This is a genomic window from Photobacterium sp. R1 (assembly GCF_054600795.1).
Map to the genome: position 1 here is coordinate 120124 of NZ_BAAHZP010000002.1, position 26707 is coordinate 146830.

Genomic DNA, 26707 nt, shown 5'->3' on the forward strand with positions numbered 1-26707 from the left:
CAATGATGGATTATTTCCCGGTTTTCACCCGACTGACCAACAAGCCAGTCCTCGTTATCGGCGGCGGAGAAGTCGCCTGCCGCAAAGTAGATCTCCTGCTTCGTGCCGGCGCTGATATCACGCTGGTTTCTCCCCGACTCCACCCGACACTGCAAAAACTGGCCGCCCAGCAAAAAATGCGCTGGCTGGCAGAAACATATAAATCGTCGGTGCTTGGTGATTACTATCAAGTCTGGACAACCACAGATGATCGCGAGCTGAACACTCGAATCTTTCGTGATGCACAGCAAAAACGGATTTGGGTCAATGCCGTCGATGATCCCGCTCATTGCGACTTCATCACTCCGTCTATGATTGACCGTTCGCCGATACAAGTCGCGATTTCAAGTGGTGGTGCCTCGCCGGTGCTGGTGCGATTTCTCAGAGAAAAACTGGAAACGCAACTGGCGCACAATCTTTCATTGCTGGCAGGGTACGCGGGAAAGCAAAGAGAACGGCTGAAGCAACACTTTAATACCGTCGATGAGCGCAGGCATTTCTGGGAGCAGTTTTTCCGTCTGCCTCAAGTCGAAACGGCAAAAACAGAAGAAGCGCTGGAAACCGCATTCACATCCCTGCTTGCGCACCCCGACAAGAGCCAGGGAACACTCTGGGTCATAGAAACCGGTACAGAAACCGAAATGCTGACCTTAAAAGCCCTGCGACTCATGCAACAGGCAGAAATGGTGCTATACACCAATGAAGAAGCACAGGATGGATTTATTGAACTTTGCCGGCGAGATGCCGACAGAGCACACTGTCAGTTGGGTGATATAGCAGAGAAGGTCAATTCATTCCTTCAGAAATCGGTTCGCGTTTGTGTCTTAACAGAAAAAGGAAGTACGCCTGAATCACTGGTCCAGTTATGCGTACTGCACAACGGTCTGGTACTTCCTGCTCTGTCCTGAATTATTTCGAAGAGACAGCGGCTGACGTCAGTTCAGAATCCGCCGCTGTTTGCTTGGATCGCTGTTCTGCCAGAGATTTCAGCCACAGGCCGGATGTTTTCATGGCATAACCAAACAACACACCTAAAACCAGTGACGGAATCACCAGTTGCCAGTTTCCACCCGCAGCAAAGGTCGCACAACAACCAATAAATGTACCCGGAATAAAACTCAGCCACTCACGTTTGGCCTGAACACACATCAAAAATGACACAATTGCCGTGACAACATAGCCAAAGATATCAATCCCAATCCACTCCGAGCCGTGAATAATCAGCATGGCCCAGGCCACACCACTCATGTTGGTTGCCAGACTGAGTCCAACGCCTTTCATACCATCTTTCGGGGCCGCGAAATAAGTCGTACATCCAAGAAATCCAGCCCAGCTGAGCAGGCCAAAAGATACAGCCACCCAGCCCCATACACCCGATAAAACGCCTGTCGTAATGGCGATAGCAATCAGTACTGACATGATGCCTCTCTGTCGATTTGCCACTGGCGGTATGATCCGCCATCAAAAAGGCAGTTTAGAGATTGTTCGTACACATTAAATCGACATAGATCACGATATCAGTGATACAAATGAAACAAAAATAGATATTAAGTGATACAGATCAAATTAAGTGATGTCAGTTTTCCGCCAAGTCAATGACTTTGCAGTTTGGGCTCATCCCGGCTTGTGATAACGTATCGCCTTCTGTTTCTGTAACCGACGTTTTTCCCAGTATACGGAGTGCCAAAATGGGGCCACTAATGCTAGATGTATCAGGTTTTGAACTTGATGCCGAAGAGCGTGAGATTCTTCAACACCCGACTGTCGGTGGTGTTATTTTTTTCGCCCGAAATTATCACGACAGAGCGCAATTATTTGCCCTGACCCAATCGATCCGCCAGGCAGCCAAAAGACCACTACTGATTGCGGTTGATCAGGAAGGCGGACGCGTTCAGCGCTTCAGAGATGGCTTCACCCTTTTGCCCCCCGCCAAAGCCTTTGCAGCATCAGAAAACGGCCTTCACCTTGCCCGGGAAGGTGGCTGGCTGATGGCCGCTGAATTACTAGCGATGGATATTGATCTCAGTCTGGCGCCAGTGCTGGATATTGGCTTTGACTGCAAAGCGATTGGTGATCGTGCCTTTTCAGATCAGCCAGCGGAAATCGCCCGGTACGCCGGTGCATTTATTCAGGGAATGAAAGCCGCTGGCATGGCGGCAACCGGAAAGCACTTTCCCGGTCATGGCGGCGTGATTGCCGATTCTCACCTGGAAACTCCGATCGATGAAAGAAGCGATGTTGTCGGTCACGACATGTCAGTCTTCAAGACGTTGATTGACGAAAATCTGCTCGATGCCATGATGCCGGCCCACGTGATTTATCCGGAATTCGACTCGAAACCCGCCAGCGGTTCTGAGTACTGGTTAAAGGATATGCTCCGCAATCAGCTGCAATTCAAAGGAGTCATTTTCTCAGATGATTTAAACATGAAAGGTGCAGACGTTCTGGGCAGCTACGGTAAAAGAGCACAAGCTTCCCTTCAGGCTGGCTGTGACATGGTCATGTTATGTAACAACCGTGCAGGTGCAATTGAAGCGCTTGAAGCACTGCCGCAAACTCAGGTTCCGTTGCTGGAAACGCTTCTGAAAAAACCTTTTGCCCGCTATCAGGAGATGATCAATACAGCGGAATGGAAAAATCGTGCTCAAACCATTCGCAAGCTACAAGAAGCATGGTCAGAAAAATCACACACCATGTAATCCCCCTGTAAAAATAGTGGAACAGAATCGCCCGACTCTATCGGGCGATTCTCATTAAACGGTATACACAATCAAAAGCTTGAGATTCACTTACTGGTAGGGTGTTGTCATCAATGTCGACAACAGCCGTTTCAGTGTTTCAGAAACAATCTCCTGATTGAAGTTTTCATCTCCGCTCACCAGAGAAAATTCAAACTCCCGGAACACAAAAACCACCAGATTTGCATCGACCTCCGGTGAAGGACTGCCGATTTTAATGGCCGTCTCTTTGATCAGATTTAATACCTGTAACTTATACGCACTGACTCTTTGAATCAGTGCCTGTGATTGCCCCAACGCAAATAAGAAATGGCATCGAATTGCCAATTGTTTTCTTCGGCTTTCATCACTCAGTTCAGTCAGAATGTATTCAGTCAGTAAATCTGTGAGTTCCTGTATGCATTGAGGGCGATTACTCTCTTCGCCTTCAACAGGATAGCGTTCAAGAATCTGATCGACCTGTTGCTGGATCCACTGTATCTGCATCACTTCACGCCGGGCGAATTCGTCAAACGCACACAGAATGAGATGATCCATACTTTCGAAATAATAACTGGTCAGCGAAAGCCGCACCTGAGCTGCATTCGCGATATTCCGGTGTGACAGACTATTCAAGCCACGACTCGCAATCAACGCCAGCGTCGCTTCTATAATTTTTTGTCGGGTAAGTTCTCCCTTTGTTGTTTTTCGAGAACTAGCTGCCATCTCGACCTATCCTTTATGTTTATGAAAAGTAAATGTTTGCATTCACGCCAATAATATCGGAAACCTCTCGTTACATAAACTAAACGAGCGGTTTATCTTATAGATTTATATTTGTTCAATATAAATGTCTTACGATTACATCTCATACGCCACCGAAAAACTGAGCAATTCTCACACAGTGCAACACGCCGTATGCGATTACGCGCATAAAAGTGTGGGAAAGGTTTCGTAAACAGTGAAAGTGTAGCGTGCTCAGACTGAGCGGTAACATGACGCGGCAGGATCGTCAGATAAAAGAAACTGGTTGCTTATTCTGGTAATACAATTTAAAAACAACAAAGGCGCCATCATCAGGCGCCTTTGCTTAAATTCTCAAACTGTCTGTAAAGGTTACAGAGACTCGCTCGAATAGTTGATGTTCTTACAGGTTTTCTTTTCTTTCAGCACAGTCACTAACCCGCCGATAATAAATGCCATCACCAGTAATGTTTCAAACATGTCGCTTCCCCAATCCGGATAATCTTTGTGCCTGTCGGCCATTTCATAACGCTTCACAGTTGCTAAAAATCACTATAATCGTGATCAATCAGCCTCCGGTTGGGCAACGCTTCGTTGAAAAACATTCTCATAAAGGAGCTCAGTATCAAAAGCTTACTGAGTAAAATGATGAAACACTGCTTTCCAACTTACATTTTGCAGATACTGCACCGGTGACCATCTTTTAGCCGAGTTATTTTGCTTTTTTTTTGTACGAACTGCCAGCATTATTTGCCTTATGTTTCTTGAGAAACAGCATAAAAAAAACTAATAAAAAATGCGGCCACAAAGACCGCATTTTATTCTGTAAATCAAAGGAATCCAGGTTACAACCAGCGCTTTTGACCTGTAAAAGTCACAGACAACCAAGCGTCCCCTAACTCTCCTTTCAGCTTATCCCAAAGTAACTGGCGAATTTTATCCTGACGTTTTGTTGTCCAGTACTGATCGTCTTTCACGAGGATATTGATCTCCAAATCGTACTGGCGCCCTGTTTTGGCAAAATGGTGTGTATAGTCATCGAAATGATATTGCTTCGATAAATCTTCAATCACACGATTCACGCTGGACTGTACCTTATCATGAGGTGCAACCAGCAACACTTCCCGAATATTACGGCGCAATACCTTGATGGGGAGTACAGAAGCCGCAATTGCCATAGCTGATACCAGAATCGGGTCGACATAGGCATTCCAGTGAGAATAGCCTAATGCATCGAACACCATCACCAGCATAAAACCGACTAAAATTGCAGCACTCAAGATGCCATCGACCAACCATTCCTGCGAGTCGACCCGAACAAGTTCAGAGTCTTCCTTACGGGCAATGTGGGTTTCCGTGAAATAAATACCAAAACAGCAAATGGTCGACAAAATTGCATAAACCATTGCGTGTTCCAGCACAACTTCATGGCCACCGTTGACAATGGTTTGCACACCACTGGCGAGTGCAAACAAACAGGTTACCAAGATGAGCAAGCCATTGACGACATTGATCAAAGGTTCGATGTGGGCGTAACCAAACTGGAAGTGGTCATCGTCCGGTCTTGAGACCAGGTAGGCGGTATACAGACTCAGGCCTGTCATACCCATACTCAGAAAAGAAAACATACCATCGAGAAGGATCGCACTTGATCCGACATACAGCCCATAACCAATACCCAGGGTGGCAAGGAGAACCGTACCGGCAAGAGACATTTTCAGTGCCAGACGTTCCTTACTAACTTTACGGCAAGTAGCCATAAGTTCCTCCTTTCATATCTTTGTATAACATAAATAAATTGTCAGCCTGATGGGTAGTGAACCACTTCAGCATGACGGCTTGATGAACCTAAACAGCATATACAAACACTGTGTTCAGTTCTGTATCTCTTCCAGCCACTTCAGAAAAGCTGGTTTCCGTAATGCAGTGTTCAAAGCCGCTTGTTGTTTTCCTTTTTTGAAAACCAGAACGGTTGGAACACCTCTTACCCGGTATCGCTTTGCCAGTTCAGGATGCTGATTCACATTCACACGGGCAAAACGGTATTGTTTCTTTTGTTTGGCGACTTGCTCGACCACAGGCTTAAATGCCTGACAGGGAGCGCAGTGATTACCCCAAAATGTCACCACAACAGGCTTAGGACTTTGAATCAAAGCTGCAAAGTTGTGACTGTCTGCTTCAACCGGCCTGCCATCTAAAACAGCTTTGGAACAATGCGGACAGGAGGCGGTGTTTGATAAAGAAGTGGTTTGTAAAGTCACTTTTTGCTGACAGTGCGGACAGCACACAATAAAACTCGGCATTTTTCTTGATACTAAACCAATTTTCAGTTGGTTAGTAAACCCCTCAGGCGGAAACTTTCCGGCAGTATATCACACCTGAATAAAAGGCCAGACCATGATATCGAACATATGGCGGCATCGAATATATAGCTCAACACACGTCTGCCCTGTTACCTTTCCGGTTAAAAATCCGTCCGCTGAAGCTGTAATCGTTCGATATCACTAAAGAAAGAGATAATTTTTGCTCTGCTGACACTATACATGAACTCAGAACCATCACACATTTCAGCATCTGCGAGTTTTATCTCAGGGGATTTCATTTGCATGAATTCACAGGCTGCCTGCCGCTCACATGCAAGATCCCGTTCTTTGTTCAGGGTTTTCCAGTAATCCGCAAAATGATTCAATGCGCTGTCAAGTTGCCGGTAATTCTCTGTTGTCAGTTCCGGCTTCAGCACTTTCAGCTCTTTTTTACGCTCAGCAAGAAACACATTGAAATTATTAGCATAATTATCAGCAACTGAATGATTGTAACATGTCTGCTGCACGTACCTTTCCTGCTGCGCGTAAATGTTCGCGTTCTGCGAAGAACAGGCTGAGCCCGCAAAGCAGGCAACAAAAACAATCAGTGACAACTTCATTTTCACTCACTTCCGGCAGTAAAAAACACGGGAAGCTGCGGTGCCGAATCTGCTTCCCGTACGACTATCCAAAGTATGAGTGAAATACACATAACATCATGTTCAAAGTCTGCGATTTCTCAGGACTAAGACAAAGTAAGCTGACATGATTCAGCAATTTAACTGCCGGAAGCCTCAACTAAAACGTCGTCACCCAGCTTGATATCCCCGGCGGAAAGCACGCGGCAACATACGCCACCACGCCATTCCGGCATCAGCGCCTGTGTCATCCCCTGAAACTGTTCATCCATACGCGGGCAAGGATCGGTCTCCCGGGTAATCTGCAAACGTAATGTTCCAATCGTGATCACATCACCAACATTGGCCTCTGAAAAACGCGTCCCCTCCACCAGTAGATTTGCCCGGCGAATGGTCCATGGCAAACGCTCTCCGACTTCTTTGCATGCATCCAGCCAGGAGTCCAGACTCAGCACAGTTACCTGACGTTTCCCGGGTTTACCACGAAAATCTCCTTTGACCCCATTTTCCTGCGATACATTAATTTGTTCCAGTTCTTCCATTGCAGCACGTGACGCTTTTCGTCTGGCAATTCCTATCAGCTTCATCCAAAAATCTCCCTTACGTTGTCTAAATACCAGCACAATTCACTAGCAAAATTCAGGCTGTACCGAATTCTTTACTTAGTTCACCACCTGCCTCTGAAGCAAGTTTTAACACTTTGATTACAATTAGAAGTGTTTAGCAAACCAAGAATTTACAAACACATACTATGCAACGTCGGCAATTAGCTATCAACCACTATGAATTTGCTGCTCAATCATTCAGAGCAGCTGGAAAAGGAGCTTGATATGAATGTTCAAGCCTTAAGTATGCACCGATATTTAGACTTTCAGGGACAACTGACTGCGCCGCTACCGGCTTGGGCAGATATTGTGACTCTGCAGGGTTTCTACCGAGATATGGTGCTGACCAGGGTTTATGACAACAAAGCAGTCGCACTTCAGCGTACCGGGAAACTGGGCACTTATCCTTCTCATCTGGGCTCTGAAGCCATTGGGATTGCGATGGGCCGCGCGCTGAAGAAAGACGATGTATTCATTCCCTATTACCGGGATATGCCTGCCATGTGGGCACGTGGGATAGCGATGGAAAAGAACCTGCAATACTGGGGCGGCGATGAACGGGGCAGTGATTTTGCCTTTGATGACCGACACTGCCGCGACCTGCCCTTCTGTGTGCCGATTGCAACCCAATGTACGCACGCAGTTGGCGTTGCAGCAGCCCTGAAAATTCAGGGCGATCACCATGCTGCATTAGTGACCTGTGGTGACGGTGGTACCTCAAAAGGAGATTTTCTGGAGTCGATCAACTGTGCCGGCGCCTGGAACATCCCGCTGGTCTTTGTGATTAACAACAACCAATGGGCCATTTCTGTTCCCCGGAAATTGCAATGTGGTGCAGAGTTCCTCTCCGACAAAGCGAAAGGTGCCGGTATTCCCGGTATCACAGTCGATGGTAACGACATTATTGCTATGTACGACGCCATCATGAAAAGTCTGGACCGTGCCCGGAAAGGGAAAGGAGCAACCCTGATCGAAGCCGTCAGCTATCGTCTGAGCGATCATACAACTGCCGATGATGCCACCCGGTATCGCAGTGAAGATGAACTTCAGCAAGCCTGGCAATATGAACCCATTAAGCGTCTGAAAACCTTTTTAATGGCGCAGGGAGCATGGTCAGACGAAGAAGAAAAAGCCTGGCAGGCCCATTGCCGTCAGGAAGTCGAAAAAGCGGTCGAACGTTATATTGCGATTACGCCGCAGCCACCTGAGTCCGCGTTTGATTTCCTTTACGAAGAACCGACAGAGGAAATCCGTCCGCAACGAGATGCCATCATTAATAAAGCTATGCGTATGCAGGGAGGTCACCATGGCTGAGATTACCATGCTGGAAGCAGTCAATTTAGCCCTGCATCATGAAATGGAAAAAGACCCGAATGTTATCGTGCTGGGCGAAGACGTCGGCGACAATGGCGGTGTTTTCCGCGCCACCGTTGGTCTCAAACAAAAGTATGGCCTCAAACGTGTCATCGATACCCCGCTTGCTGAAGCATTGATTGGTGGCGTCGCTGTCGGAATGGCCAGTCAGGGTTTAAGGCCTGTGGCAGAGTTCCAGTTTCAGGGGTTTGTCTTCCCTGCCCTGGAGCATCTGATTTGCCATGCGGCCCGCCTGAGAAACAGAACAAGGGGACGTCTCTCGTGCCCTGCAGTTTTCCGTGCCCCCTTTGGCGGCGGTATTCACGCACCAGAGCACCACTCCGAGAGTATTGAAGCAATTTTTGCGCATACTCCGGGTTTAAAAGTCGTGATTCCATCCTCCCCCAAAAGAGCCTACGGCTTACTGCTGGCTGCGATTCGCAGTAACGATCCCGTGATGTTTTTTGAGCCGAAACGCATCTATCGTACGGTGAAGTCAGAGGTGATCGACAATGGTGAAGCGCTGCCGCTGGACACCTGTTTCACGCTTCGCAAGGGCCGTGATTTAACCCTGGTGACCTGGGGTGCATGCGTCGTTGAATCTCTTCAGGCTGTCAATGAATTGTCCAAAATGGGCATCGAAGCTGAAGTGATTGATCTGGCATCTATCAAGCCGATTGACATCAATACCATTGTGGCCTCACTTGAAAAAACCGGACGGCTTCTGGTCGTTCATGAAGCCAGCAAAACCTGTGGGGTTGGCGCTGAACTGATTGCTCAAGTCTCAGAAAAAGCAATGTGTCTGCTCAAAGCACCGCCTGTTCGCGTCACTGGAATGGACACAGTCATGCCGTACTACCGCAATGAAGACTATTTCATGATTAATAAAGACGACATTGTCATTGCGGCCAAACAACTTGTGGAGGGGTGGAAATGAAATCTTTTACCTTACCGGATCTTGGTGAAGGACTCGCTGAATCTGAAATTATCGAATGGCATGTGAAAGTCGGCGACGTTGTCGAAGTTGATCAGGTTGTCCTGACGGTCGAAACAGCCAAAGCGACGGTCGAAGTACCTGCGCCGTACAGCGGCACCATCGTCAGTCGGCACGGTAATGAAGGGGATGTAATTTCTATCGGCAGCCTGCTGATGGAAATCGACGAAACCAATTCTGCCGATCCTGGGAATCAGGAAAAACAAGAAGCCAAAAGCAAGCAGCGGGCCGATGCAGCCACGGTCGTTGGGAGCGTCTCTCACCAGTCACATAGTGTGAATGTGGATGAATTCTGGGTAGGCAGCCAGGTGAAACCTTCCGGGGAGCATATCAGTGCCCTGCCTTCTGCGCGCGCACTGGCACAGAAACTCGGTGTAAACCTCCAGAAAATCACTGGCAGTGGTCCTGATGGCATCATTATTGAAGCTGATGTCTATCATGCCTGTGATCAACAGTTACCCGGAACGGAAGTCCTGAAAGGTGCCCGCCGCACAATGGTCGGCAGCATGACGGAATCCCACCAGCAAATCGCTGCGGTCACAATCACAGAGGAAGCCTTGCTGGATAAGTGGCCCAAAGGGGAAGACATTACAGCGCGTTTGATTCAGGCTGTGGTCAGTGCCTGTGAACAGGAACCGGCAATGAACGCCTGGTTTGATGCTGAAACCATGACCCGTTGCGTCCATCACAAAGTCAACATCGGGATTGCTGTCGACAGCTCGCACGGTCTCTATGTGCCGGTCCTGAAAGATGCCGGCAGTCTGAATCCGAAAGCCATTCGCCAATGGATTAACGAAACGGCCGAAAGCGTTCGGTCCAGAAAGGTCGGCCGGGAGGAATTCCAGCACGCCACCATTACGCTATCTAATTTCGGGGCAATTGCCGGCATTTATGCCACGCCGGTGGTGACGCCGCCTCAGGTTGCCATTGTGGGTGCCGGACGTCTCATTGAGAAGTTGATTCTGGTGAACAACAAACCGGTTTCTGCCAGAGCGATGCCACTGTCAGTGACGTTCGACCACAGGGCCTGTACTGGCGGTGAAGCGGCACGGTTTGTCAAAGCAATCGTGGAGCATCTCTCGAAACCTCACGGCTAAATCACTGCTTGTACCCTAAAAAAACAGGCCAGCAATTGCTGGCCTGTTGCGATTCCATCACCGGCGTTTTGCACCTTAATCTTCCGAAGGCACGGCCGGTTTTTTCTTCTTCGGCATGAAGACGTTATCGCCGACGGCCATATTGTCGTAAAAGCGCTTATCCAGTTTCTTCTTCGGTTTCGCCGCCACTTTACGTTCAGCTTGCTGGGGCTTAGCGTTCGTATTTTTCTTCGGCGTAAATTTCTTTTTCGGCGCTGGTTTCAGCCCTTTAAACTTACCTTCCAGCCCTTCAAGCGCCGTGAAAGTGATTTTTTTCTGCAGGAAAGCTTCAACGCTCTTGAAACTCTTCCAGTCTTTCGGGCCTACCAGAGACACCGCATCACCCTTGTTGCCCGCACGACCAGTCCGGCCAATCCGGTGAACATATTCTTCAGCGTGCTTCGGCATATCGAAGTTAATCACATGCGAGACTTTGCTGATGTCCAGACCCCGTGATGCAACATCTGTTGTCACCAGAATCTTATGTACATTGCGTTCGAACTGGCTCATGATGCTGTTTCGCTGAGGCTGAGTCAGATTCCCGCTCAGCGCAACTGCTTTCAGTTTGCGCTCGTTCAGCAAAGCAGTCAGGCGATCCGTATCTTCCCGAGTTGCCGTAAAAATAATCACCTGATCATAATTTTCCTGCTCCAGCAGACGATCAAGGATCGCTTGCTTATGATCCAGGTGATCACACAGCATAAACCGCTGCTCAATATCACCATGTTCCTGTGCCGCATGGCCAACCGCGATACGTTTCGGGTCTTTCAGCATTTCCGAAGCGATGTCGAGCACTTGCGGATCATCCAGCGTCGCGGAGAACATCATGGTCTGACGGCTGCGGTGATCGGCGGCCTGATGAATTTTACGCAGCTGAGGTGCAAACCCCAGATCCAGCATCCGGTCTGCTTCATCCAGAATCAGCATTTCCAGACCGTTCAGATAAGTACTTTTATGCTCCAGATGATCAGCCAGACGTCCCGGTGTCGCCACTACGAACATCGGGTCTTTACGCAAGGCTTTCACCTGGTCATTGAAGTTTTCACCACCCACAATTAATGCGCCATCGTAAGGTGTACCGGCATTCAGCATACGCAGTTGTGCATAAACCTGCTTGGCCAGTTCACGGGTTGGCGCCAGGATCACAACACGCGGATCACGCTTGGTGAAAGGTTTGCCACGATACATGCGCTGCATCGCAGGTAACAGAAATGCCAGTGTTTTACCGGAACCGGTCTTCGAGGAAGCCAGCAAGTCCTTTCCTGCAATCGCTACGGGAATCGCTTGTTGCTGGATCTCCGTCGCCCGCTCAAAGGCCATGTGATTCAATTTTTTCAACAGTCGCTGGTCAAGCCCAAGATCTTTAAAGTGCAAAGTATTGCTCCGGTAAAACGCTCTAACACAATGAAAATCCCCGTTGCACACCTGTGATATGGCTCACAACAGGGATGAAATTTAGCGGCGGATTATACCATACTTCTCAGGCTTGACCATGACTTGATTTCAAGGCATTAGAACCCGTCAATGGGCTCAGAAAGCGATATCCAGGCCCAGCCAGTAACGGCGTCCGTCTTCAATATATTCGTGATCTTCATAAGTCACTTCTTTATCGAATACGTTGTATACCGCAGCCTTCAGCTTCGCCTGATCCGTCAGCTGATAACCAATACCTAAATCCACGAAAGTATAAGCTGGCTCTGTGATGGTTGAACTGGACGGCGTGGTCACCGGATCATTCTCCTTACCACGGTAAGTCACTTTCAACCATTGGCTCAATTTATCCGTTGCCTGCCAGTCTGTGCCCAGCGTTGCCAAATGAACAGGCAACTGGTTCAGTGGCCGGCCTTTGTACTCGCCAGACTTCTGTTCTGAATCGGTATACGTATAGCTTGCATTCGCCCGCAGACTTTCTGTCAGATACGTCGCATAGCTCAGCTCAACCCCTTGGGTGGTCGCTTCATCGATGTTGACCTGATAAGTCGGATCAGCGCCAAACTGGTTTGGCCCGTCAGTACAAATCGATGCCGGACAAGTCACACGGGTAATTTTGTCTTCAAACTGGTTATAGAACACCGTCAGGCTGAACACCGTGTTCTCCAGTGAGGAATAAATCATCGCCAGTTCTGTATTGACGGAGGTTTCCGGCTTCAGATCCGGGTTCCCGTAAATATTTCCGCCCCGGCTCACACGCCCCCAGTCTGGCGTAATATCACGCAGCGTGGGAGAACGGTAGCCCGTTGACACACCGCCTTTGAACGTCCAGTCATCCGTTGCACGCCAGACACCATAAGCTCTCGGACTGAAATGACTGCCGAAATTCTCATCATCGTCAACCCGTCCCCCTAATGTCAATGAGAAACTGTCGCTCAGACGCCATTCATCTTCCAGGAACACCGCCCATTGCTGATTGCTGATATGGGTCCGGTCCGAGACCTGATTCGTAGTTTGGTCATCCAGCTCTGCATAGTTAAACTCAGCCCCGGTCACCAGAAGATGATTGCTGACCGGGATCACCCAGCTGGTTTTTGCCAGTGTATTCACTTCCTCAATCTGACGACTGTAGTTTTTATTGATTTCACGCTGGATATCCGTGGTCGACGTTGCAAACCCCCAGTTTCCCTGATGGGTTAAAGCAGCATACGTGCGACGATACTCATCTTCGGAATCTTCACATCCGCCGCGGCAGCCTTCTGTTGGCACAGATTTTCCGACGGTCCCGGTGCGGTTCTGCTCAGATGCACCCAGCTCCAGCGTCAGATCGTGTTTGTCGTTCAGGCTGTACAGCAGCTTGGAAGTGACGCTTCGCAGATCTTTGTCTTCAAAACCGTGAGGGATTTCGTCTTCATCACGTTGTGTCACCTGACCGTACAACTGCATGCCCAGCTTGTCGCTGCCTAACGGACCATTCAAAAAGAAGTTTGCACTGTTCTGATCCCCGGACTTCCGGTTTTCCTGAAAGATCGTGTCGAGCTGAACATTCCCCGTCCATGTTTGTTCAAATTTACGGGTAATAATATTGATGACACCGCCGATGGCATCAGAACCGTACAGCGTCGACATCGGGCCACGAATCACTTCAATACGCTCAATGGCCTGAAGCGGTGGTACCCAACCCTGTTCAATACCAGAGCTGTCACTGTTCGGGCGGGTCTGACGTGAACTCTGACGCTTACCGTCCACCAGAATGAGCGTATATTTCGCCCCCATTCCCCGAATACTGATGTCAGTATTGCCACCACCGCCAGTCACGACCACACCCGGTACATCCCGCAATGCATCTGTAAGGTCCCGGTAATAACGTTTTTCAAGATCATCACGGGTGATCACACTGATACTTGCCGGGGCGTCGGTCTGAACCTGCTCAAAACCAGAAGCGGTCACGACCATGGTTTCTGTGTACGCATTCTGCTCTTGCGCTTGTGCTGATGCGCTGATTGCCGCTGCAACAGCCAGACTGACGGGCAGAAACACAGGGATACGACTGGACATCAATACTCTCCTAAATGATAATAAATCTCAAAATCATCTGCATTCTATTGATTAGGATGGAGAATATAAGCACCAAAGAGTGAATCATTCGTTCCGGATATGGAACGAATGAACCTGAGGAATAAAAAGCCATGCAAGATCTGGCAACCATCAAAGCCTTTCATGCCCTTTGTCAGCACCGAAGTCTGACGGCCGCCGCACAGGCTCTGAATCAGCCCAAATCCACTTTCAGCCGACGAATCAGCCAGTTGGAAGCTGAGCTGGGACAAACCCTGATCGCCCGCCAGGGCAACCGTTTACAGCCGACTGCAGCCGGAAAAATCTTTTTTGAATTCAGCGAACGGATGCTGGCACTTGCCACGCAAAGTAAAGAAGCCTTGCAGGCATTCAATGAGAACATTCATGGACGGCTGAACATCGCCGTTCATGCAAGTCTGGTGCGAGGCTGGATGAGCCAGGTGCTGGACGATTTTCTCAATTGCTATCCGGATATTCACATCCGGTTACATGATCAATATCTGCCGGACATGGAAAATCAGGTCGATCTCATGATTTGGGTCGGAAAACCACCCCAAAATGCCTTTCGCCGTGAAGTGTTAGGCTACTGGCAATACGGTCTTTATGCGTCTCCCAAATATCTTGAGTTTGCCGGAACGCCAGAACATCCCCACGACTTACTGAAACACCAGTGGGTAAATCTGAACATGGCAGATGAAAACGGTATCTCGCTGACCAATGGCAGCCAGGTGGTCACATTACCGGCTGCCACTTCCCGGCTGATCAGCGACAGTGTGGTGTTACAGACAGACACCATCGTGAAAGGACACGGCATTGGCATACTGCCAACCTGGTTTGTGCATCGTTACAACTTATCACATCCGGGAAACCTGGTGCCTTGTCTGCCTCAGTGGCGGGCCGAACCTGCCTGTATCGCCTGTTATTACCCGTCCGGCAGGCCACCCGCCAAGCTTCAGGCGCTGCTGGAAAAACTGAGGGCTCATCGTCCTGCACAGTGGCAGACCTCAACCTGACCAGCCAGCATGAATGACTTGTCCGATAATGATCTGCGATCAAAAAAGCCCCGGCAAACACCGGGGCCTTCGTATAAAGTAAAGTCAATCCGCATTAAGCGCCGATCACACCGCCATCGTCACGGGTGATCATCATGATCGTTGAACGCGGTTTAGTGTCACCGCCATCAGGGAAGTGAGACGGCGCCCCCTCTTCTCCCGGATGCTGCACACCCACAAACATGGTTTTGTAATCCGGTGAAAATGCCAGTCCGGTGATTTCACAGGCTATCGGGCCGGTCAGGAAGCGACGGATTTCTCCAGTCAACGGATCACCACACAGCATCTGATTATTACCTTGTCCGGCAAAATCGCCTTTGTTCGAGTAATTCCCGTCGGTCAGAATCCATAAACGACCCGATTGATCGAAACCAAGGCCATCCGGACTGTTAAACATGTTTTGTGCATTGATATTGTCACTGCCCGCATATAAATCGCTTTTGTGAACCGCCGGATTCCCCGCAATCAGGTATAAATCCCAGACAAAGCTGTCATTGGCATGATCACCATGAAGCGGCATCCAGCGAAGGATCTGGCCGTAATTGTTCTTGGCCCGCGGATTTGGTCCGCCAACCGGCTGGCCTTCTTTTCCACGGTTCTTATTGTTCGTCAGTGTACAGAAGACATGCTTGTTATCCGGATGCACTGCAACCCATTCCGGACGGTCCATCGTTGTAGCCCCCACCTGTGTGGCGGCGCGACGGGCAAAAATCAAAACTTCAGCCTGATCCTGAAACCCGTTTTCCGGCGTTAAACCATTTTTGCCAAAGGTCAGTTCAATCCATTTTCCCTGACCTTTCAGGTCTGCATTCATATCAAATCTGGCAACGTACAGTGTTCCTTCTTCCAGCAGTCTGCGATTAGCCGCATCATTTCCAGCCTGATAGCGATGCTTGGAAACAAACTTATACAAATGCTCGCCACGTTCATCGTCCCCAAGATATACCACCGCATGACCATCTTTATTCAGCGTCAGCGCAGCATTTTCATGCTTGAATCGGCCAAGAGCGGTCCTTTTTACCGGCGTTGAGTTCGGATCATTCGGATCGATCTCAACGATCCAGCCAAAGCGATTTGCCTCATTCGGGTGTTTCAAAACATCAAAACGCTCATCATGCTGATGCCATTTGTAGTCACTGGGAGAAGCTGAAATCCCGTAACGGGCCTGATCTGCTGAGACTTCACCTTTTTGACTGCTGCCAAAGAAATCATCAAAGTTCTCTTCACAAGTCAGGTATGTGCCCCATGGCGTCTGACCATTTGAGCAGTTATTGAACGTCCCTAATGGCTTGATGCCTGCCGGATCAGCTTTGGTTTTCAGCAGTGCATGGCCTGCTGCCGGTCCGGTGAACATCATTGGCGTATTCGCTGTGATCCTGCGGTTACGCTGACCACTGCGGTCAACCTGCCACTGCCCGTCTTTACGAACCACCTCAACAATCGTGACACCCACCGCTGCCTGTGCTTTGCGAACATCATCTGCTGTCATCTGTTCGCCTTTGTGATCGAACAGATATTCATAATTGGTGTATTCGTTATTGATCGCCATCACACCGCGTGCTTCGCTGATGGGGAAAAAACTCATGCCATCCGTGTTATCACCAAACTGACGTGCTTGTGTATGTGAGTCCTGCTTGCCGCTTTGATCAAATTCAGGGGCTCCCGCAAAGATAGGATCGCCCCAGGAAATCAGCGGCGTGGCCCGATACCCTTTTGGCACAACCACTGTGTCTGCGGTAGAAGCAGGAACGGCTTCAAAATTAAGAAGAGACGTTTTCGGTGTTGCGGCAACCGCTTTTGCCACCGGGTTCACCGCCAGAAAAGCCCCGGCCCCGGCTGCAGCCGTTCCACTCAGAAAATGACGGCGCGATAATCTCGCTTCAATCATCTTCGTGAATTGCGAGTCCTGCTCATCACGCTTCCACATGCTATGCTCCTTGAGTTTTTATTTTTGCCTGCGTACTTACAGGCTCTTTAATAAGAGCTGGAGCATAGGTTCATACAGTGACATTTTTATGAAACTCGTATGTATGAATCATGAAAATCGATTGAAAAGCAGAGAGTTAATTCCACCGAATAAAAAAACGGCCCAAACGGGCCGTTTCATCAATACAGTTCTGTTCAGACCGTCATTCTTGACTGTCCGGATATCCCTGCGGGTTTTTTGACTGCCAGCGCCAGGTATCTGCAGTCATCTGCTCAACCGTTCGTGACGCTGTCCATTGCAGTTCCTGTTGCGCTTTACTTGGATCAGCCCAGCATTCTGCAATATCACCCGGACGACGCGCTGCAATCTGATAAGGGATGTCTTTCGCGGCGGCTTCAGCAAAGGCCGCAACCATTTGCAATACGCTCAAACCGTTTCCGGTCCCCAGGTTATAGATATGCAGACCCGATGCTTTTCCTTTATGTTTCAGCGCTGCAATGTGACCATCGGCCAGGTCGACCACATGAATGTAATCACGGACACCCGTCCCATCAACGGTCGGGTAATCATTACCAAACACAGATAAATGTTCGCGACGGCCAACTGCAACCTGTGCAATAAATGGCATCAGGTTATTCGGAATCCCTTGCGGGTCCTCACCCATTTCACCCGACTCATGCGCACCAACCGGGTTAAAATAACGCAGCAGTGTGATACTCATTTCAGGATGGGCGTGCTGAATGTCAGTCAGACACTCTTCCACCATCAGTTTGCTGCGGCCGTACGGATTGGTGGCACTGGTCGGAAAAGACTCCAGAATCGGCACACTGGCCGGGTCACCGTACACGGTCGCTGATGAACTGAAAATCAGGCTATTTACACCAGCCGCATGCATCGCTTCAACCAATACCAGTGTGCCGTGCACATTGTTATCGTAATATTCCAGCGGCTTTTCTACAGACTCACCGACAGCTTTTAACCCCGCAAAATGAATCACTGACTCAACGTCATTTTCACGAAGGACCTGATCCAGAAATGCGCGATCACGAATATCTCCCTGATAAAATGCCGGTCTGGTCCCAGTCAGCTTTTCAATTCGCTCCAGTACGGTCTTTTTACTGTTGTACAGGTTATCAACGATAATTGGTGTCATCCCCGCTTCAATCATCTGTACGCAAGTATGACTGCCAATGTAACCCATACCACCCGTTACCAGAACGCGCATAATATTCTCCTTGCTTGGTATTTCATTGTGATAGCTATTGCTGTCGAGTATATCAGAGTGCTGTAAACAACGATGAGCATAATGTCATTTTTCATGCCGAATGGGCACCAGAGAATCTTTTGCATGACCTTCATATCAATCAGAATAAATAACTGATATTTTGGATTTTAAACATTCTGTTCATGTTGTGAGGCGCTATGAAATCACAAACACTCTGTCAATGGAAAGGCTTTTCCGTCGAGCAAAGCGATCACCGGCTACCGGACGGACGCGATATCACATTCACAACCGTGCGTCATCCCGGTGCTGTAGTCATCGCGCCATTAACCGATAAGGGTGAACTGGTTTTGTTACGTCAATACCGTCCCGCAATTGGCCGTTGGATCCTCGAATTTCCAGCCGGGACTCTTGAAAAGGGCGAAGCGATTCAAGCTTGTGCACAACGTGAACTGGCAGAAGAAGCGAACCTGGCCGCAGCGCATTGGCAATCCTTAGGAGAGCTACTCCCCGTTCCCGGCTTCTGCGATGAAGTTCAGCATCTCTTTCTGGCAAAAAGCCTGACCCCCGCAGAAGGAGAACTTGATACTGATGAAGTCCTTGAAGTACTCACAATGTCAGTTGAAACCTTCCTTGAAAAAATCGCCGATAATGAAATACAGGACGCCAAGACGCTGGCTGTGTTTTTGAAAATGCAGGTTTTGGGTGTTTTGAAACAACCTTAATTCCTCCGCACACGCTATCAGGTTCCCGCCTTCGCGGGAGTCACGCCAGACATCAAATCGCCCGTCATCCATACACACGTGGAGTTCCATATAACAATCGGAAATCCACCTCTGTAAGTCCATTAACTTAAAAAGGCAACACTCATTATTAGCTATATGGCTAACTCTTGCATGGAAAACCCTCATATTAGCTATATGGCTAACTTAATTGTATTGGACTATACTATTCACCATATAGCAAACAGGTTTTAGATATGGCGAGCAGAGACACGATCGGAAAAGCTGTCGCTCAGGCAAGAAAAGCGCTGGGCGCAACTCAAAAACAAATGGCAGAACGGACCGGTATTCACAAAACCACATTGTCTGAAATTGAGAACGGACGCTTTACCGGATCACTGGATATTTTCGAACGTTATCTTGACGCAGTCGACCTGCAGCTTGAGGTGATACCGAAGCAACACCAACTGCCAGACTGGGATGACATCGAAAACCTGTTTGATGAGGATTAAGCATGGCGCTTGACCAACTGCCTTCGAAAATCGAAAAAATCACAGTCTGCCTGGATGATAAAGAACTGGGGATCCTGACCCATGGTTCAGTGCACCACTATCAGCCGACACAAACACAGCACCATGTCTCCCTGACCATGACCAAGCCCAATCTAGATGGTTATTCTTCAGGCGCACTGCACCCGATCTTTACACAGAATCTGCCGGAAGGTTTTAACCGGCGCTTTATTGCCGAAAAACTGGCCCGGTATGCAAGGGGGAACGATATGTACTTACTGGCATTACAGGGTAAGCACAGTATCGGCATGCTGGCTTATCAGAGCGCACTGCAACTTCCCGAAGCCGATTCTGTATCCCTTTCTGAAATTCTGACTTATCAGGGCAGTACACCACTTTTCCCGCAGTTGCTGGAAAAGTATTATCTGCGCAATGCACTGGCAGGAGTTCAGCCAAAAGTCAGTATCCCGAAAACGGACAGAACAATAGAGCAGAAAGATCTGATTGTTAAATCTTACGATGAAGAGTTTCACTTACTGACTGTCAATGAGTACGTCTGCATGGAAGCGGCCCGCTATTGTGGGTTGAAACCCCCAAAAACCTATTTATCAGACAATCTGGAAACCTTCATCGTAGAACGGTTTGACAAACCGGAAGGTCAATTGCTGGGATACGAAGACTTCACAACCTTACTCAAAAAACCGAATCATCCGGATGCGAAATATACCGGAAGCTATGAGACGCTGCTGAAAGCAACACACCTGTACACCAACAGCCTGGATGAAGTGGAGAAAATGTATCAGTACATCGTCTTCAACTGTCTGATTGGTAATGGAGACGCGCATCTGAAAAACTTTGCGTTGCAATACTCGCAGGAGATGGACCATATCTTTGTTTCCCCGCCTTTTGATATCACCCATACCCTGATTTATGACACGATTGACAACAAAATGGCGCTGAAGCTCGCCAATAGTAAAGTTTTTCCGGACAAACACCACCTGCTCAAACTGGCAGAGTCTCCCCGTTTCCGAATTCGCCATGCGGAAGGAATCATCGAACGGCTCGCTCAGGGTATTACCGATTACCTGAACCGCTCATCAGAAATATTGTTGATGAAAGGATTAAAGACATCCATTGAAAATTCAGTCGCACAGGTCATGGCCTCAAGTTACAGCACGAAATCATACCGCCACGACAAAAAGCGTAAATTTGAATAACGGTCTCCCCTCCTCCATTACGGGTGCCATGGCCGCAGCTGAGAAAACATCAGCAGCGTAACAGCCTGTTCCACTGAATCAGCAGGATTCTATATTATTGAAGCCATTTTGTGGCGCAGATGTTTTGCCTGGCTCGCTGTACTCCACTGAATCAATCTAATCCTCGTGAATAAAACCTTTCTCTCGTCACTGAAATTTAAATTCAAATAGAGTTGGTTATCAAAATTATTAACGCCAATCGCATTCTCAATTCAAAATTAAGAACTCAGTCAATAAATAAATTATAGTGCACACCTCAAAGCTGTTCGTGACGCTTTCAAAGGAGGTGTCGATTCATTTGAAATAAAGTAAACAATGTAAGAAGAAATAAGGAAAAAACATCGTCAGAAGTATTGATGATTAAATTAATCACATACACTAGGGATATAAAAATGAAAACATCACACAATAAAAAAAATATTATACAACGGCATGGTTCTTAAGTGAGCACGCTGACGCACCACGAGAACTTCAAGATTTTCTTGTGAAAGAAAACATCCATTTCAAACAGTACTATTTCTCAGAAGTGCCATCCATTCAATTTTATGACACACCTGAACTGATCATCATTGATACTGTGAATACAGGGTTTGAACACATCAAATGTACTAAGCATGCATTAGAAATACTGTGCCAGCAAGAGCAAAATACAACACCTGAATTTATCGCCATCGTAGAAAACAAGTACCCGCATAAAAAACAACTCTTTGATTTAGGCATCGCTGATTACATCAGCTGCCCATTCATCGACAAAGAGCTCCGCTACAGAATCACTCATATTTTTAGTTCAGCATTCAAACAAGAAACCAGTCCACAGCTCATGACTCCGCCCAATGCGATTTTAAATAAAACTGAACCTATGCACCAAACGGACAAGCGCTTCCTATTAATAGAGAAATGTGTCTCATACTTAAATGAAACACTTTCAGAAGAGATAAAACTGGATGCATTGTGCAGAAAGCTTGGAACAAACAGAAATAAACTGAATCAAGTCTTCAAAGAGTACTTAGGGATGACTGTTTTTGAATGGCTTCGAAAACAAAGGATGCGTAAAGCTGCTGAACTCCTTGAGACTTCATCACTCAATATTGTTCAGATTTCTGAGCAAGTTGGCTATATGGACTCAAATAATTTCTCTACCGCCTTTAAACGTATCTATCAAACATGCCCGACTCAATTCAGACAGAATTACCGGAGCGCCACAGACAACCATCTTCCTCCTGAGACATCTGTATCTGCCAAAATTCGGCAAGAGTAAAGGTTACATAGGATAAAACGCGGGAATCACCTGAGTCTGAATTGAACATCCAGCATAAAATATGACACTCATAAGCCCTCTATCGAGGGCTTATAACGAAACTGAAATACAGATCTGTCATCTCATTGCATCAATCAGAGACATCAATGAGTCATGCCAAGGAATGAATTTAAAGAGCATGTATGATGAAAAATGATTAGAAACACTAATCAAACAAATCAAAAACCCAAACAACTCAATAGTTGGAGAATAAACATGTCAAACTTTACAGATTACAATAATATTTCACAAACAACCAACAATTCATGTGGTGCATTCGCGGTGAATGCATGTATATGTCAATTAGGTTTGACCGGCAAAAAAAGCATCAAATCATTAGATTCAAATAATTTGGCGAATGGTTATACAAGTACCGCACAAGAAGTTGACCTAAACGCTGATTCTAATAAAACAACAGCGGCTGAGAACACATACAAAGTCACCGGGAATTTAACAATTGATTTCCAACAACACACTGCAACATATTACACTTTCAACAGCAGTCAACAGAATGCACCCTCAGCAATGTGTAAGGTTGCGTATGAATTTAACGGACAAAATGGAAAAAAAATAAATTTTTATTACACCAGCGCTGCTAGCGAAACCTTCAGCAGCATCAATCAATCTGCAAACCAGGGGTTCAAAGACAATCTGTTTGATACAGAGAAATCACTCATCAATGGCATTAATAATGACATCAAAGTCACTGAGGCTTCGGACTATGCTGTTCCTGAAAACAGTGATGTTCACCTGCTATTAGTTCAGCATCCTGGTGGAATGCACTGGTTATCAGTCTGCGTCAAGACACTAGACACTTGTAATATTTATGACCCAGCTTCTGGTACTGTATATGATGTCGCAAATGATAAGTTAAATAAACAATCATCGATTAAACTCAATAACACTAATTATACAATGCCGGGGTTATGGGTATTGTTGTCGAAATAACTCATTCAATTAATCACCTGATCTTTCAAAGATTCTAATTCTACGATAAATCCATTTGTAATTCAGATGGATTTTCTTGTTCCTCCTTTTAGCACGATAATCTCCTCACATCAAATCAAACGTTCATTCAGACGTTCATTCTGTATCTCTATAATGTTACCTGCCATCGCTGTAAATCATGTGAGATACCACTCTGGCTGACCACAATCCGGAAAAGATAAAGATGAAAAAATCTGTGTAAAAATCAAAGCGTTTCAATATGCTCACAAAGGTTTTATTCAATAAAACCGTCTAATTTAAGTGTGTACCTCAGCAGTGATACAAAACACTGAATGTACAACAAAACGTCAGTTAAACTTCAATAAGGATACAGACTATGTCACAAGATTCAATCAAACTGAATTTCATTAACCGTTCAAACGATGTCAATAACAGTGAAGTGGTTGTTTTCCAGAAAAACGTTGCTGAAAGTTTTGATGAAATTGCCATTGCATGGCGTGTAATTCAAAACTGTGGCCGAAATGACAATCACCCATTTGTCTACCCATTAAAATTTGAAGTCTGTGCCAGCGATTCCTACGGCAACTTCACGCCGCAAATGACGGCTTACGATGGCCAGGCTTATGAAATGGTGAAAGACACTTCAGGTGATGTCATTCGTCTTGCATCCACACCATCCGTTTCTCAACAGGAAGTCGAAGTTCGGAATAACCTGACCAGTGGTGCCATTAATGCCAATATTTACCGTGACGGTAAACTGCTGGCTGCAAAAACCAATGTCTCTCCGGGTCAAAAAGGTGTCTTCCAATTTCATCCAAGTATCTTTGTCGGCGTTGTTTCTCAAGTTGTTGAGGGAGAAGTGATGAATTCGGCTATTATTCAACAGGTGAACACAGAAATTAACCTGTTTGGTGTTCAAAGTGCCGATCTGGTGATGACGGGTGGTGGTTCCGGCCCGACCGCATCACCATTTGAATTCCATCTGGAAAACATCAACAAATAACAACAGCTGTACAGGTGTTACTCACCCATCCGGGTAACACCTGTTTTTCTCATTAACTTTGTCATAAGGAAAACATCATGGCTGATACACCCACAACTCAAACCTGGCATTCTGGTGACTGGAGAGCACAAGCAAGCAGCACTCCACCTTACAACGGGATCGAAATTTCCGCGCTGCCTCAATACGACGACAACGGCACTTTTGTCTCTGCTGCCGTGACGATTACCGACTACACCAAAAATAAAAAAGGCATCAGCAATGTGATCCCGGCATTGACAGCTATGCAGGGGAAACTGGATATCCCCGCCCCTCAATCAGATACAATCAGTACAGTAAACAGCGAATCTCCTGACACAGTGACAACGTCACAAAAAGACACAGCTGCCACCAGTACTGAGACGACAACGCAAGTTTCTACCTCAGCAATTGCAGATCCGACGTCGCCAAACAATGATTTAACCTCTGCCAGCAGCGAACCAAGCTCAGATTTCACTGTAAGTGGCTGGATCTCACTGGAAACAAACTTTTCTTATGTGCATCTGCGCGTGAATATTAAGTACGGACTTGACCGTTTCCAAAGAGAAGAGCTGGGTTATATCATGGGATTCAACAGCATACTGGAAAGCACCAACTAAAAACTTGCTTCAAGGGGCAAACATGCACACCGATATCTGTTTTAAGAATTTGTCGCTGAATATTCACAGGCCCAGTGTGACGATTTTTCAACAAACTCAGGTTGAAAATTCAGAAAATTTAATTGCCTGGACCGTCATTCAGCAGTGCCAGTACCGATGGAACCATCCTTTTTGTATTGAATGGGGATACAGCTATCAACTGGCAGATCCTCATGGTAACTATAGTGCTGCCATGCCTTTGCCCCCACGTCATCTCCCCGAAACAGAAAATCAGGGTTTGCGTATCAGCTGTCATACGGAACAGGTGTTTTTCACGAAAACAGTGGCCAGTAAATATACGGAGGTCGTTCTGCTTAAAAATGGGAGAATGATTGCTCGACAGCCGCTGGCATTCAATACGCCGGTGGCATTTCTGCTTTCAGAGACCTTCTATCTTTGCACCGATTTACGTGTAAGAGAAGGCGCAGTCATTCATACGCACAATATCAATGCCAGTCTGACACCATTCAGGATTACAGGGCAAAAAAAACTGAATATCGTCATGTGTGGCGGTCAGCCTGGTACAGAATCGACCCCGCTCTCTTTTCAGTTTTCATAACGGGCAAGTCATGCACTTGCCCGGTAAAGTATATTTACGCAGATTTTGCCAGATAGGCGGCCATTTCCTCTGCCGGCACCATACCGCCACCGGTAGCCCAAACCAGGTGTGTGGCATGACGGAGTTTTTCTGGTGTCAGTTGAAGCCTCTCTTGATATTCCACTGCTTCAGACACATGCATCGGCCCGGACATCCCCGCAAGGGCTGATGGCTCCAGCTGAATCCCTTCACTTTGATTCAGTTGTCCCAACAGCTGATACATATGTTTATCTGACAGTGTGTAATAACCATCAATCAGACGCTCCATCGCCCGGCCAACAAATCCTGATGCCCTGCCAACCGCGAGACCATCTGCAGCGGTGATATTATCGATTCCTAATTCCTGAACAGAAATATCATCATGTAATCCCGTATGGACCCCGAGCAACATACAAGGAGAGTGCGTCGGCTCAGCAAAAATACAATGTACATGATTACCGAAGGCCATCTTCAGACCAAACGCAACACCGCCAGGTCCGCCGCCAACGCCACACGGCAAATAAACAAATAACGGGTGATTGGCATCAACCGCAATCCCCAGTTCATCAAACTGTTTTCTGACGCGCTCGCCCGCAACTGAGTACCCTAGAAAAAGCGTGCGTGAGTTTTCATCATCAATAAAAAAACACCGGGCATCTTGCTCCGCCGCTTTCCTTCCCTGCTCCACCGCGACGCCGTAATCCTGTTCATACTCCACAACATTCACGCCATGAGATCGCAACTTCGCTTTTTTCCATTCCCGGGCATCTGCCGACATGTGTACAGTCACGGAAAAGCCCAGTTTTGCACTGATGATGCCAATCGACATCCCCAGATTTCCGGTTGAACCGACTGCAATACTGTATTGGCTGAAGAATTGACGGAATTCATCACTCAAAAGCTGGCTGTAATCATCTGATTCAGAGAGCAACCCGGCATTCACAGCCAGTTTCTCCGCATGCGTCAGCACTTCATAGATCCCGCCACGCGCTTTAATCGAACCGGAGATCGGAAGATGGCTGTCTTTTTTCAGCATCAGACGTCCCGGAATCTTTGTTCCATATGTCGCTTCCATGCTGACTTTCATGGCTGGAATCTCAGCCAGTTCAGATTCAATGATGCCCTGTGTTTTTGCTGTATCCGGAAATGCTTTCATCAAAAATGGAGCGAAACGAGACAACCGGTCACTGGCATCCTGAATATCCTCAGCATCCAACCCGACAAAAGGCAGACCTTCACTCAGAGAAGTGATATGGGGGTTGAACCAGCAAACCTCTTCCAATGCCACCAATTGACTGACTAAAGGAAACTGGGTGGTCAGGGTTGGAATATCAAACTTTGTCATCGCTGGTTCCCTCTTTAGCAATATAAAATGATTCACAAATCGCGCTTTGAGCGATTCTAGAGGGGAAGGCAAAAAAAACAAAGTCGTACTCTGTGGTGTTGTGAGCACCTCAGCAATGACGCAGATTAACAGACATTCT

General features: G+C 47.3%; 25 protein-coding genes. 14 read left to right on the forward strand and 11 right to left on the reverse strand.

Annotated elements, in window-relative coordinates:
* Nucleotides 1-5: 5 nt before the first annotated feature.
* Entirely contained in the window at nt 6-947 is a 942-nt protein-coding gene (locus tag ACYP03_RS03530; RefSeq protein ID WP_459778515.1) for a precorrin-2 dehydrogenase/sirohydrochlorin ferrochelatase family protein, read from the forward strand.
* A gap of 1 nt (nt 948) precedes the next feature.
* Here the strand turns inward: ACYP03_RS03530 and ACYP03_RS03535 are convergent, their stop codons facing one another.
* Nucleotides 949-1458 carry a DUF1097 domain-containing protein gene (locus ACYP03_RS03535; RefSeq protein ID WP_248142410.1) on the reverse strand — a complete coding sequence of 170 codons (510 nt, stop codon included), beginning with the start codon at nt 1456-1458 and terminating at the stop codon, nt 949-951.
* 269 nt (nt 1459-1727) lie between these two features.
* On the opposite strand from ACYP03_RS03535, the gene nagZ reads away from it, so the two are divergent.
* On the forward strand, nt 1728-2738 hold the full coding sequence (nagZ, locus tag ACYP03_RS03540; RefSeq protein ID WP_459778516.1) for a beta-N-acetylhexosaminidase: 1011 nt from the start codon (nt 1728-1730) through the stop codon (nt 2736-2738).
* Between the two features lie 90 nt (nt 2739-2828).
* Here nagZ and ACYP03_RS03545 read toward each other — a convergent pair whose 3' ends face one another.
* From ACYP03_RS03545 to ACYP03_RS03565, 5 genes are all read right to left on the reverse strand, one after another.
* Nucleotides 2829-3482 carry a TetR/AcrR family transcriptional regulator gene (locus tag ACYP03_RS03545; RefSeq protein WP_330959981.1) on the reverse strand — a complete coding sequence of 218 codons (654 nt, stop codon included), beginning with the start codon at nt 3480-3482 and terminating at the stop codon, nt 2829-2831.
* Between the two features lie 863 nt (nt 3483-4345).
* Complete coding sequence (locus ACYP03_RS03550) at nt 4346-5260, reverse strand: cation diffusion facilitator family transporter (protein WP_248142413.1); 915 nt, start codon at nt 5258-5260, stop codon at nt 4346-4348.
* A gap of 114 nt (nt 5261-5374) precedes the next feature.
* Nucleotides 5375-5803 (reverse strand): thioredoxin TrxC, encoded by a 429-nt coding sequence (gene trxC, locus ACYP03_RS03555; protein ID WP_459778517.1) that lies wholly within the window; start codon nt 5801-5803, stop codon nt 5375-5377.
* Between the two features lie 161 nt (nt 5804-5964).
* Nucleotides 5965-6330, reverse strand: coding sequence for a hypothetical protein (locus ACYP03_RS03560; protein ID WP_459778518.1), 366 nt, complete (start codon nt 6328-6330; stop codon nt 5965-5967).
* Nucleotides 6331-6581: 251 nt separating this feature from the next.
* On the reverse strand, nt 6582-7028 hold the full coding sequence (locus ACYP03_RS03565; protein ID WP_248142416.1) for an MOSC domain-containing protein: 447 nt from the start codon (nt 7026-7028) through the stop codon (nt 6582-6584).
* A 243-nt stretch (nt 7029-7271) separates the two neighbouring features.
* Between ACYP03_RS03565 and pdhA the strand changes: the two genes are divergently transcribed.
* From pdhA to ACYP03_RS03580, 3 genes are read left to right on the forward strand one after another with little or no spacing between them, the layout of a single operon-like run.
* Nucleotides 7272-8360, forward strand: coding sequence for a pyruvate dehydrogenase (acetyl-transferring) E1 component subunit alpha (pdhA, locus tag ACYP03_RS03570; protein WP_248142417.1), 1089 nt, complete (start codon nt 7272-7274; stop codon nt 8358-8360).
* Nucleotides 8353-9336 (forward strand): alpha-ketoacid dehydrogenase subunit beta, encoded by a 984-nt coding sequence (locus ACYP03_RS03575; RefSeq protein WP_248142418.1) that lies wholly within the window; start codon nt 8353-8355, stop codon nt 9334-9336. The genes pdhA and ACYP03_RS03575 overlap by 8 nt, the downstream gene beginning before the upstream one ends.
* Nucleotides 9333-10490 (forward strand): dihydrolipoamide acetyltransferase family protein, encoded by a 1158-nt coding sequence (locus ACYP03_RS03580; protein WP_459778519.1) that lies wholly within the window; start codon nt 9333-9335, stop codon nt 10488-10490. The genes ACYP03_RS03575 and ACYP03_RS03580 overlap by 4 nt, the downstream gene beginning before the upstream one ends.
* 75 nt (nt 10491-10565) lie before the next feature.
* On the opposite strand, the gene ACYP03_RS03585 is transcribed toward ACYP03_RS03580, so the two are convergent.
* Nucleotides 10566-11849 carry a DEAD/DEAH box helicase gene (locus ACYP03_RS03585; RefSeq protein WP_459778812.1) on the reverse strand — a complete coding sequence of 428 codons (1284 nt, stop codon included), beginning with the start codon at nt 11847-11849 and terminating at the stop codon, nt 10566-10568.
* 210 nt (nt 11850-12059) lie between these two features.
* Nucleotides 12060-14018: a ligand-gated channel protein gene (locus tag ACYP03_RS03590; protein WP_459778520.1), complete on the reverse strand. Its 1959-nt coding sequence runs from the start codon at nt 14016-14018 to the stop codon at nt 12060-12062.
* 131 nt (nt 14019-14149) lie between these two features.
* Between ACYP03_RS03590 and ACYP03_RS03595 the strand changes: the two genes are divergently transcribed.
* Entirely contained in the window at nt 14150-15049 is a 900-nt protein-coding gene (locus ACYP03_RS03595; RefSeq protein WP_459778521.1) for a LysR family transcriptional regulator, read from the forward strand.
* 94 nt (nt 15050-15143) lie between these two features.
* Here ACYP03_RS03595 and ACYP03_RS03600 read toward each other — a convergent pair whose 3' ends face one another.
* Together ACYP03_RS03600 and galE are read right to left on the reverse strand one after the other, a co-directional pair.
* Complete coding sequence (locus ACYP03_RS03600) at nt 15144-17015, reverse strand: PhoX family protein (protein WP_459778522.1); 1872 nt, start codon at nt 17013-17015, stop codon at nt 15144-15146.
* Nucleotides 17016-17217: 202 nt separating this feature from the next.
* Complete coding sequence (galE, locus tag ACYP03_RS03605; protein WP_248142424.1) at nt 17218-18240, reverse strand: UDP-glucose 4-epimerase GalE; 1023 nt, start codon at nt 18238-18240, stop codon at nt 17218-17220.
* Between the two features lie 197 nt (nt 18241-18437).
* Here galE and ACYP03_RS03610 point away from each other — a divergent pair, with 197 nt between their 5' ends.
* The 8 genes from ACYP03_RS03610 (at nt 18438) to ACYP03_RS03645 (ending at nt 25205) form a co-directional block, all read left to right on the forward strand.
* Nucleotides 18438-18962, forward strand: coding sequence for an NUDIX hydrolase (locus ACYP03_RS03610; RefSeq protein ID WP_459778523.1), 525 nt, complete (start codon nt 18438-18440; stop codon nt 18960-18962).
* 254 nt (nt 18963-19216) lie between these two features.
* A complete protein-coding gene (locus tag ACYP03_RS03615) occupies nt 19217-19471 on the forward strand; it encodes a helix-turn-helix transcriptional regulator (RefSeq protein WP_330959971.1) in 255 nt (84 codons plus the stop codon).
* Between the two features lie 2 nt (nt 19472-19473).
* Entirely contained in the window at nt 19474-20685 is a 1212-nt protein-coding gene (locus ACYP03_RS03620; protein WP_459778524.1) for a type II toxin-antitoxin system HipA family toxin, read from the forward strand.
* A gap of 523 nt (nt 20686-21208) precedes the next feature.
* On the forward strand, nt 21209-21982 hold the full coding sequence (locus ACYP03_RS03625; RefSeq protein WP_459778525.1) for a helix-turn-helix domain-containing protein: 774 nt from the start codon (nt 21209-21211) through the stop codon (nt 21980-21982).
* 255 nt (nt 21983-22237) lie between these two features.
* Nucleotides 22238-22969: a hypothetical protein gene (locus tag ACYP03_RS03630; protein WP_459778526.1), complete on the forward strand. Its 732-nt coding sequence runs from the start codon at nt 22238-22240 to the stop codon at nt 22967-22969.
* A gap of 376 nt (nt 22970-23345) precedes the next feature.
* Entirely contained in the window at nt 23346-23972 is a 627-nt protein-coding gene (locus ACYP03_RS03635) for a hypothetical protein (protein ID WP_248142430.1), read from the forward strand.
* 77 nt (nt 23973-24049) lie between these two features.
* Nucleotides 24050-24607: a hypothetical protein gene (locus tag ACYP03_RS03640; RefSeq protein WP_459778527.1), complete on the forward strand. Its 558-nt coding sequence runs from the start codon at nt 24050-24052 to the stop codon at nt 24605-24607.
* A complete protein-coding gene (locus ACYP03_RS03645) occupies nt 24537-25205 on the forward strand; it encodes a hypothetical protein (RefSeq protein WP_459778528.1) in 669 nt (222 codons plus the stop codon). The genes ACYP03_RS03640 and ACYP03_RS03645 overlap by 71 nt, the downstream gene beginning before the upstream one ends.
* Nucleotides 25206-25239: 34 nt before the next feature.
* On the opposite strand, the gene ACYP03_RS03650 is transcribed toward ACYP03_RS03645, so the two are convergent.
* The gene (locus tag ACYP03_RS03650; RefSeq protein WP_459778529.1) at nt 25240-26568 is read right to left on the reverse strand and encodes a D-serine ammonia-lyase; all 1329 of its coding nucleotides are present in this window, start codon (nt 26566-26568) and stop codon (nt 25240-25242) included.
* Nucleotides 26569-26707: the final 139 nt, after the last annotated feature.

Bases quoted from the DNA above. Each gene is read 5' to 3' on its own strand.
- ACYP03_RS03590 (WP_459778520.1), bottom strand. From the start codon at position 14,018: ATGTCCAGTCGTATCCCTGTGTTTCTGCCCGTCAGTCTGGCTGTTGCA.
- ACYP03_RS03565 (WP_248142416.1), bottom strand. From the start codon at position 7,028: ATGAAGCTGATAGGAATTGCCAGACGAAAAGCGTCACGTGCTGCAATG.
- ACYP03_RS03535 (WP_248142410.1), bottom strand. From the start codon at position 1,458: ATGTCAGTACTGATTGCTATCGCCATTACGACAGGCGTTTTATCGGGT.
- ACYP03_RS03620 (WP_459778524.1), top strand. From the start codon at position 19,474: ATGGCGCTTGACCAACTGCCTTCGAAAATCGAAAAAATCACAGTCTGC.
- trxC (WP_459778517.1), bottom strand. From the start codon at position 5,803: ATGCCGAGTTTTATTGTGTGCTGTCCGCACTGTCAGCAAAAAGTGACT.
- ACYP03_RS03615 (WP_330959971.1), top strand. From the start codon at position 19,217: ATGGCGAGCAGAGACACGATCGGAAAAGCTGTCGCTCAGGCAAGAAAA.
- ACYP03_RS03595 (WP_459778521.1), top strand. From the start codon at position 14,150: ATGCAAGATCTGGCAACCATCAAAGCCTTTCATGCCCTTTGTCAGCAC.
- ACYP03_RS03585 (WP_459778812.1), bottom strand. From the start codon at position 11,849: ATGGCCTTTGAGCGGGCGACGGAGATCCAGCAACAAGCGATTCCCGTA.
- pdhA (WP_248142417.1), top strand. From the start codon at position 7,272: ATGAATGTTCAAGCCTTAAGTATGCACCGATATTTAGACTTTCAGGGA.
- ACYP03_RS03580 (WP_459778519.1), top strand. From the start codon at position 9,333: ATGAAATCTTTTACCTTACCGGATCTTGGTGAAGGACTCGCTGAATCT.
- ACYP03_RS03635 (WP_248142430.1), top strand. From the start codon at position 23,346: ATGTCACAAGATTCAATCAAACTGAATTTCATTAACCGTTCAAACGAT.
- ACYP03_RS03650 (WP_459778529.1), bottom strand. From the start codon at position 26,568: ATGACAAAGTTTGATATTCCAACCCTGACCACCCAGTTTCCTTTAGTC.
- ACYP03_RS03530 (WP_459778515.1), top strand. From the start codon at position 6: ATGGATTATTTCCCGGTTTTCACCCGACTGACCAACAAGCCAGTCCTC.
- ACYP03_RS03545 (WP_330959981.1), bottom strand. From the start codon at position 3,482: ATGGCAGCTAGTTCTCGAAAAACAACAAAGGGAGAACTTACCCGACAA.
- ACYP03_RS03610 (WP_459778523.1), top strand. From the start codon at position 18,438: ATGAAATCACAAACACTCTGTCAATGGAAAGGCTTTTCCGTCGAGCAA.
- ACYP03_RS03550 (WP_248142413.1), bottom strand. From the start codon at position 5,260: ATGGCTACTTGCCGTAAAGTTAGTAAGGAACGTCTGGCACTGAAAATG.
- ACYP03_RS03630 (WP_459778526.1), top strand. From the start codon at position 22,238: ATGTCAAACTTTACAGATTACAATAATATTTCACAAACAACCAACAAT.
- nagZ (WP_459778516.1), top strand. From the start codon at position 1,728: ATGGGGCCACTAATGCTAGATGTATCAGGTTTTGAACTTGATGCCGAA.
- ACYP03_RS03640 (WP_459778527.1), top strand. From the start codon at position 24,050: ATGGCTGATACACCCACAACTCAAACCTGGCATTCTGGTGACTGGAGA.
- galE (WP_248142424.1), bottom strand. From the start codon at position 18,240: ATGCGCGTTCTGGTAACGGGTGGTATGGGTTACATTGGCAGTCATACT.
- ACYP03_RS03575 (WP_248142418.1), top strand. From the start codon at position 8,353: ATGGCTGAGATTACCATGCTGGAAGCAGTCAATTTAGCCCTGCATCAT.
- ACYP03_RS03600 (WP_459778522.1), bottom strand. From the start codon at position 17,015: ATGTGGAAGCGTGATGAGCAGGACTCGCAATTCACGAAGATGATTGAA.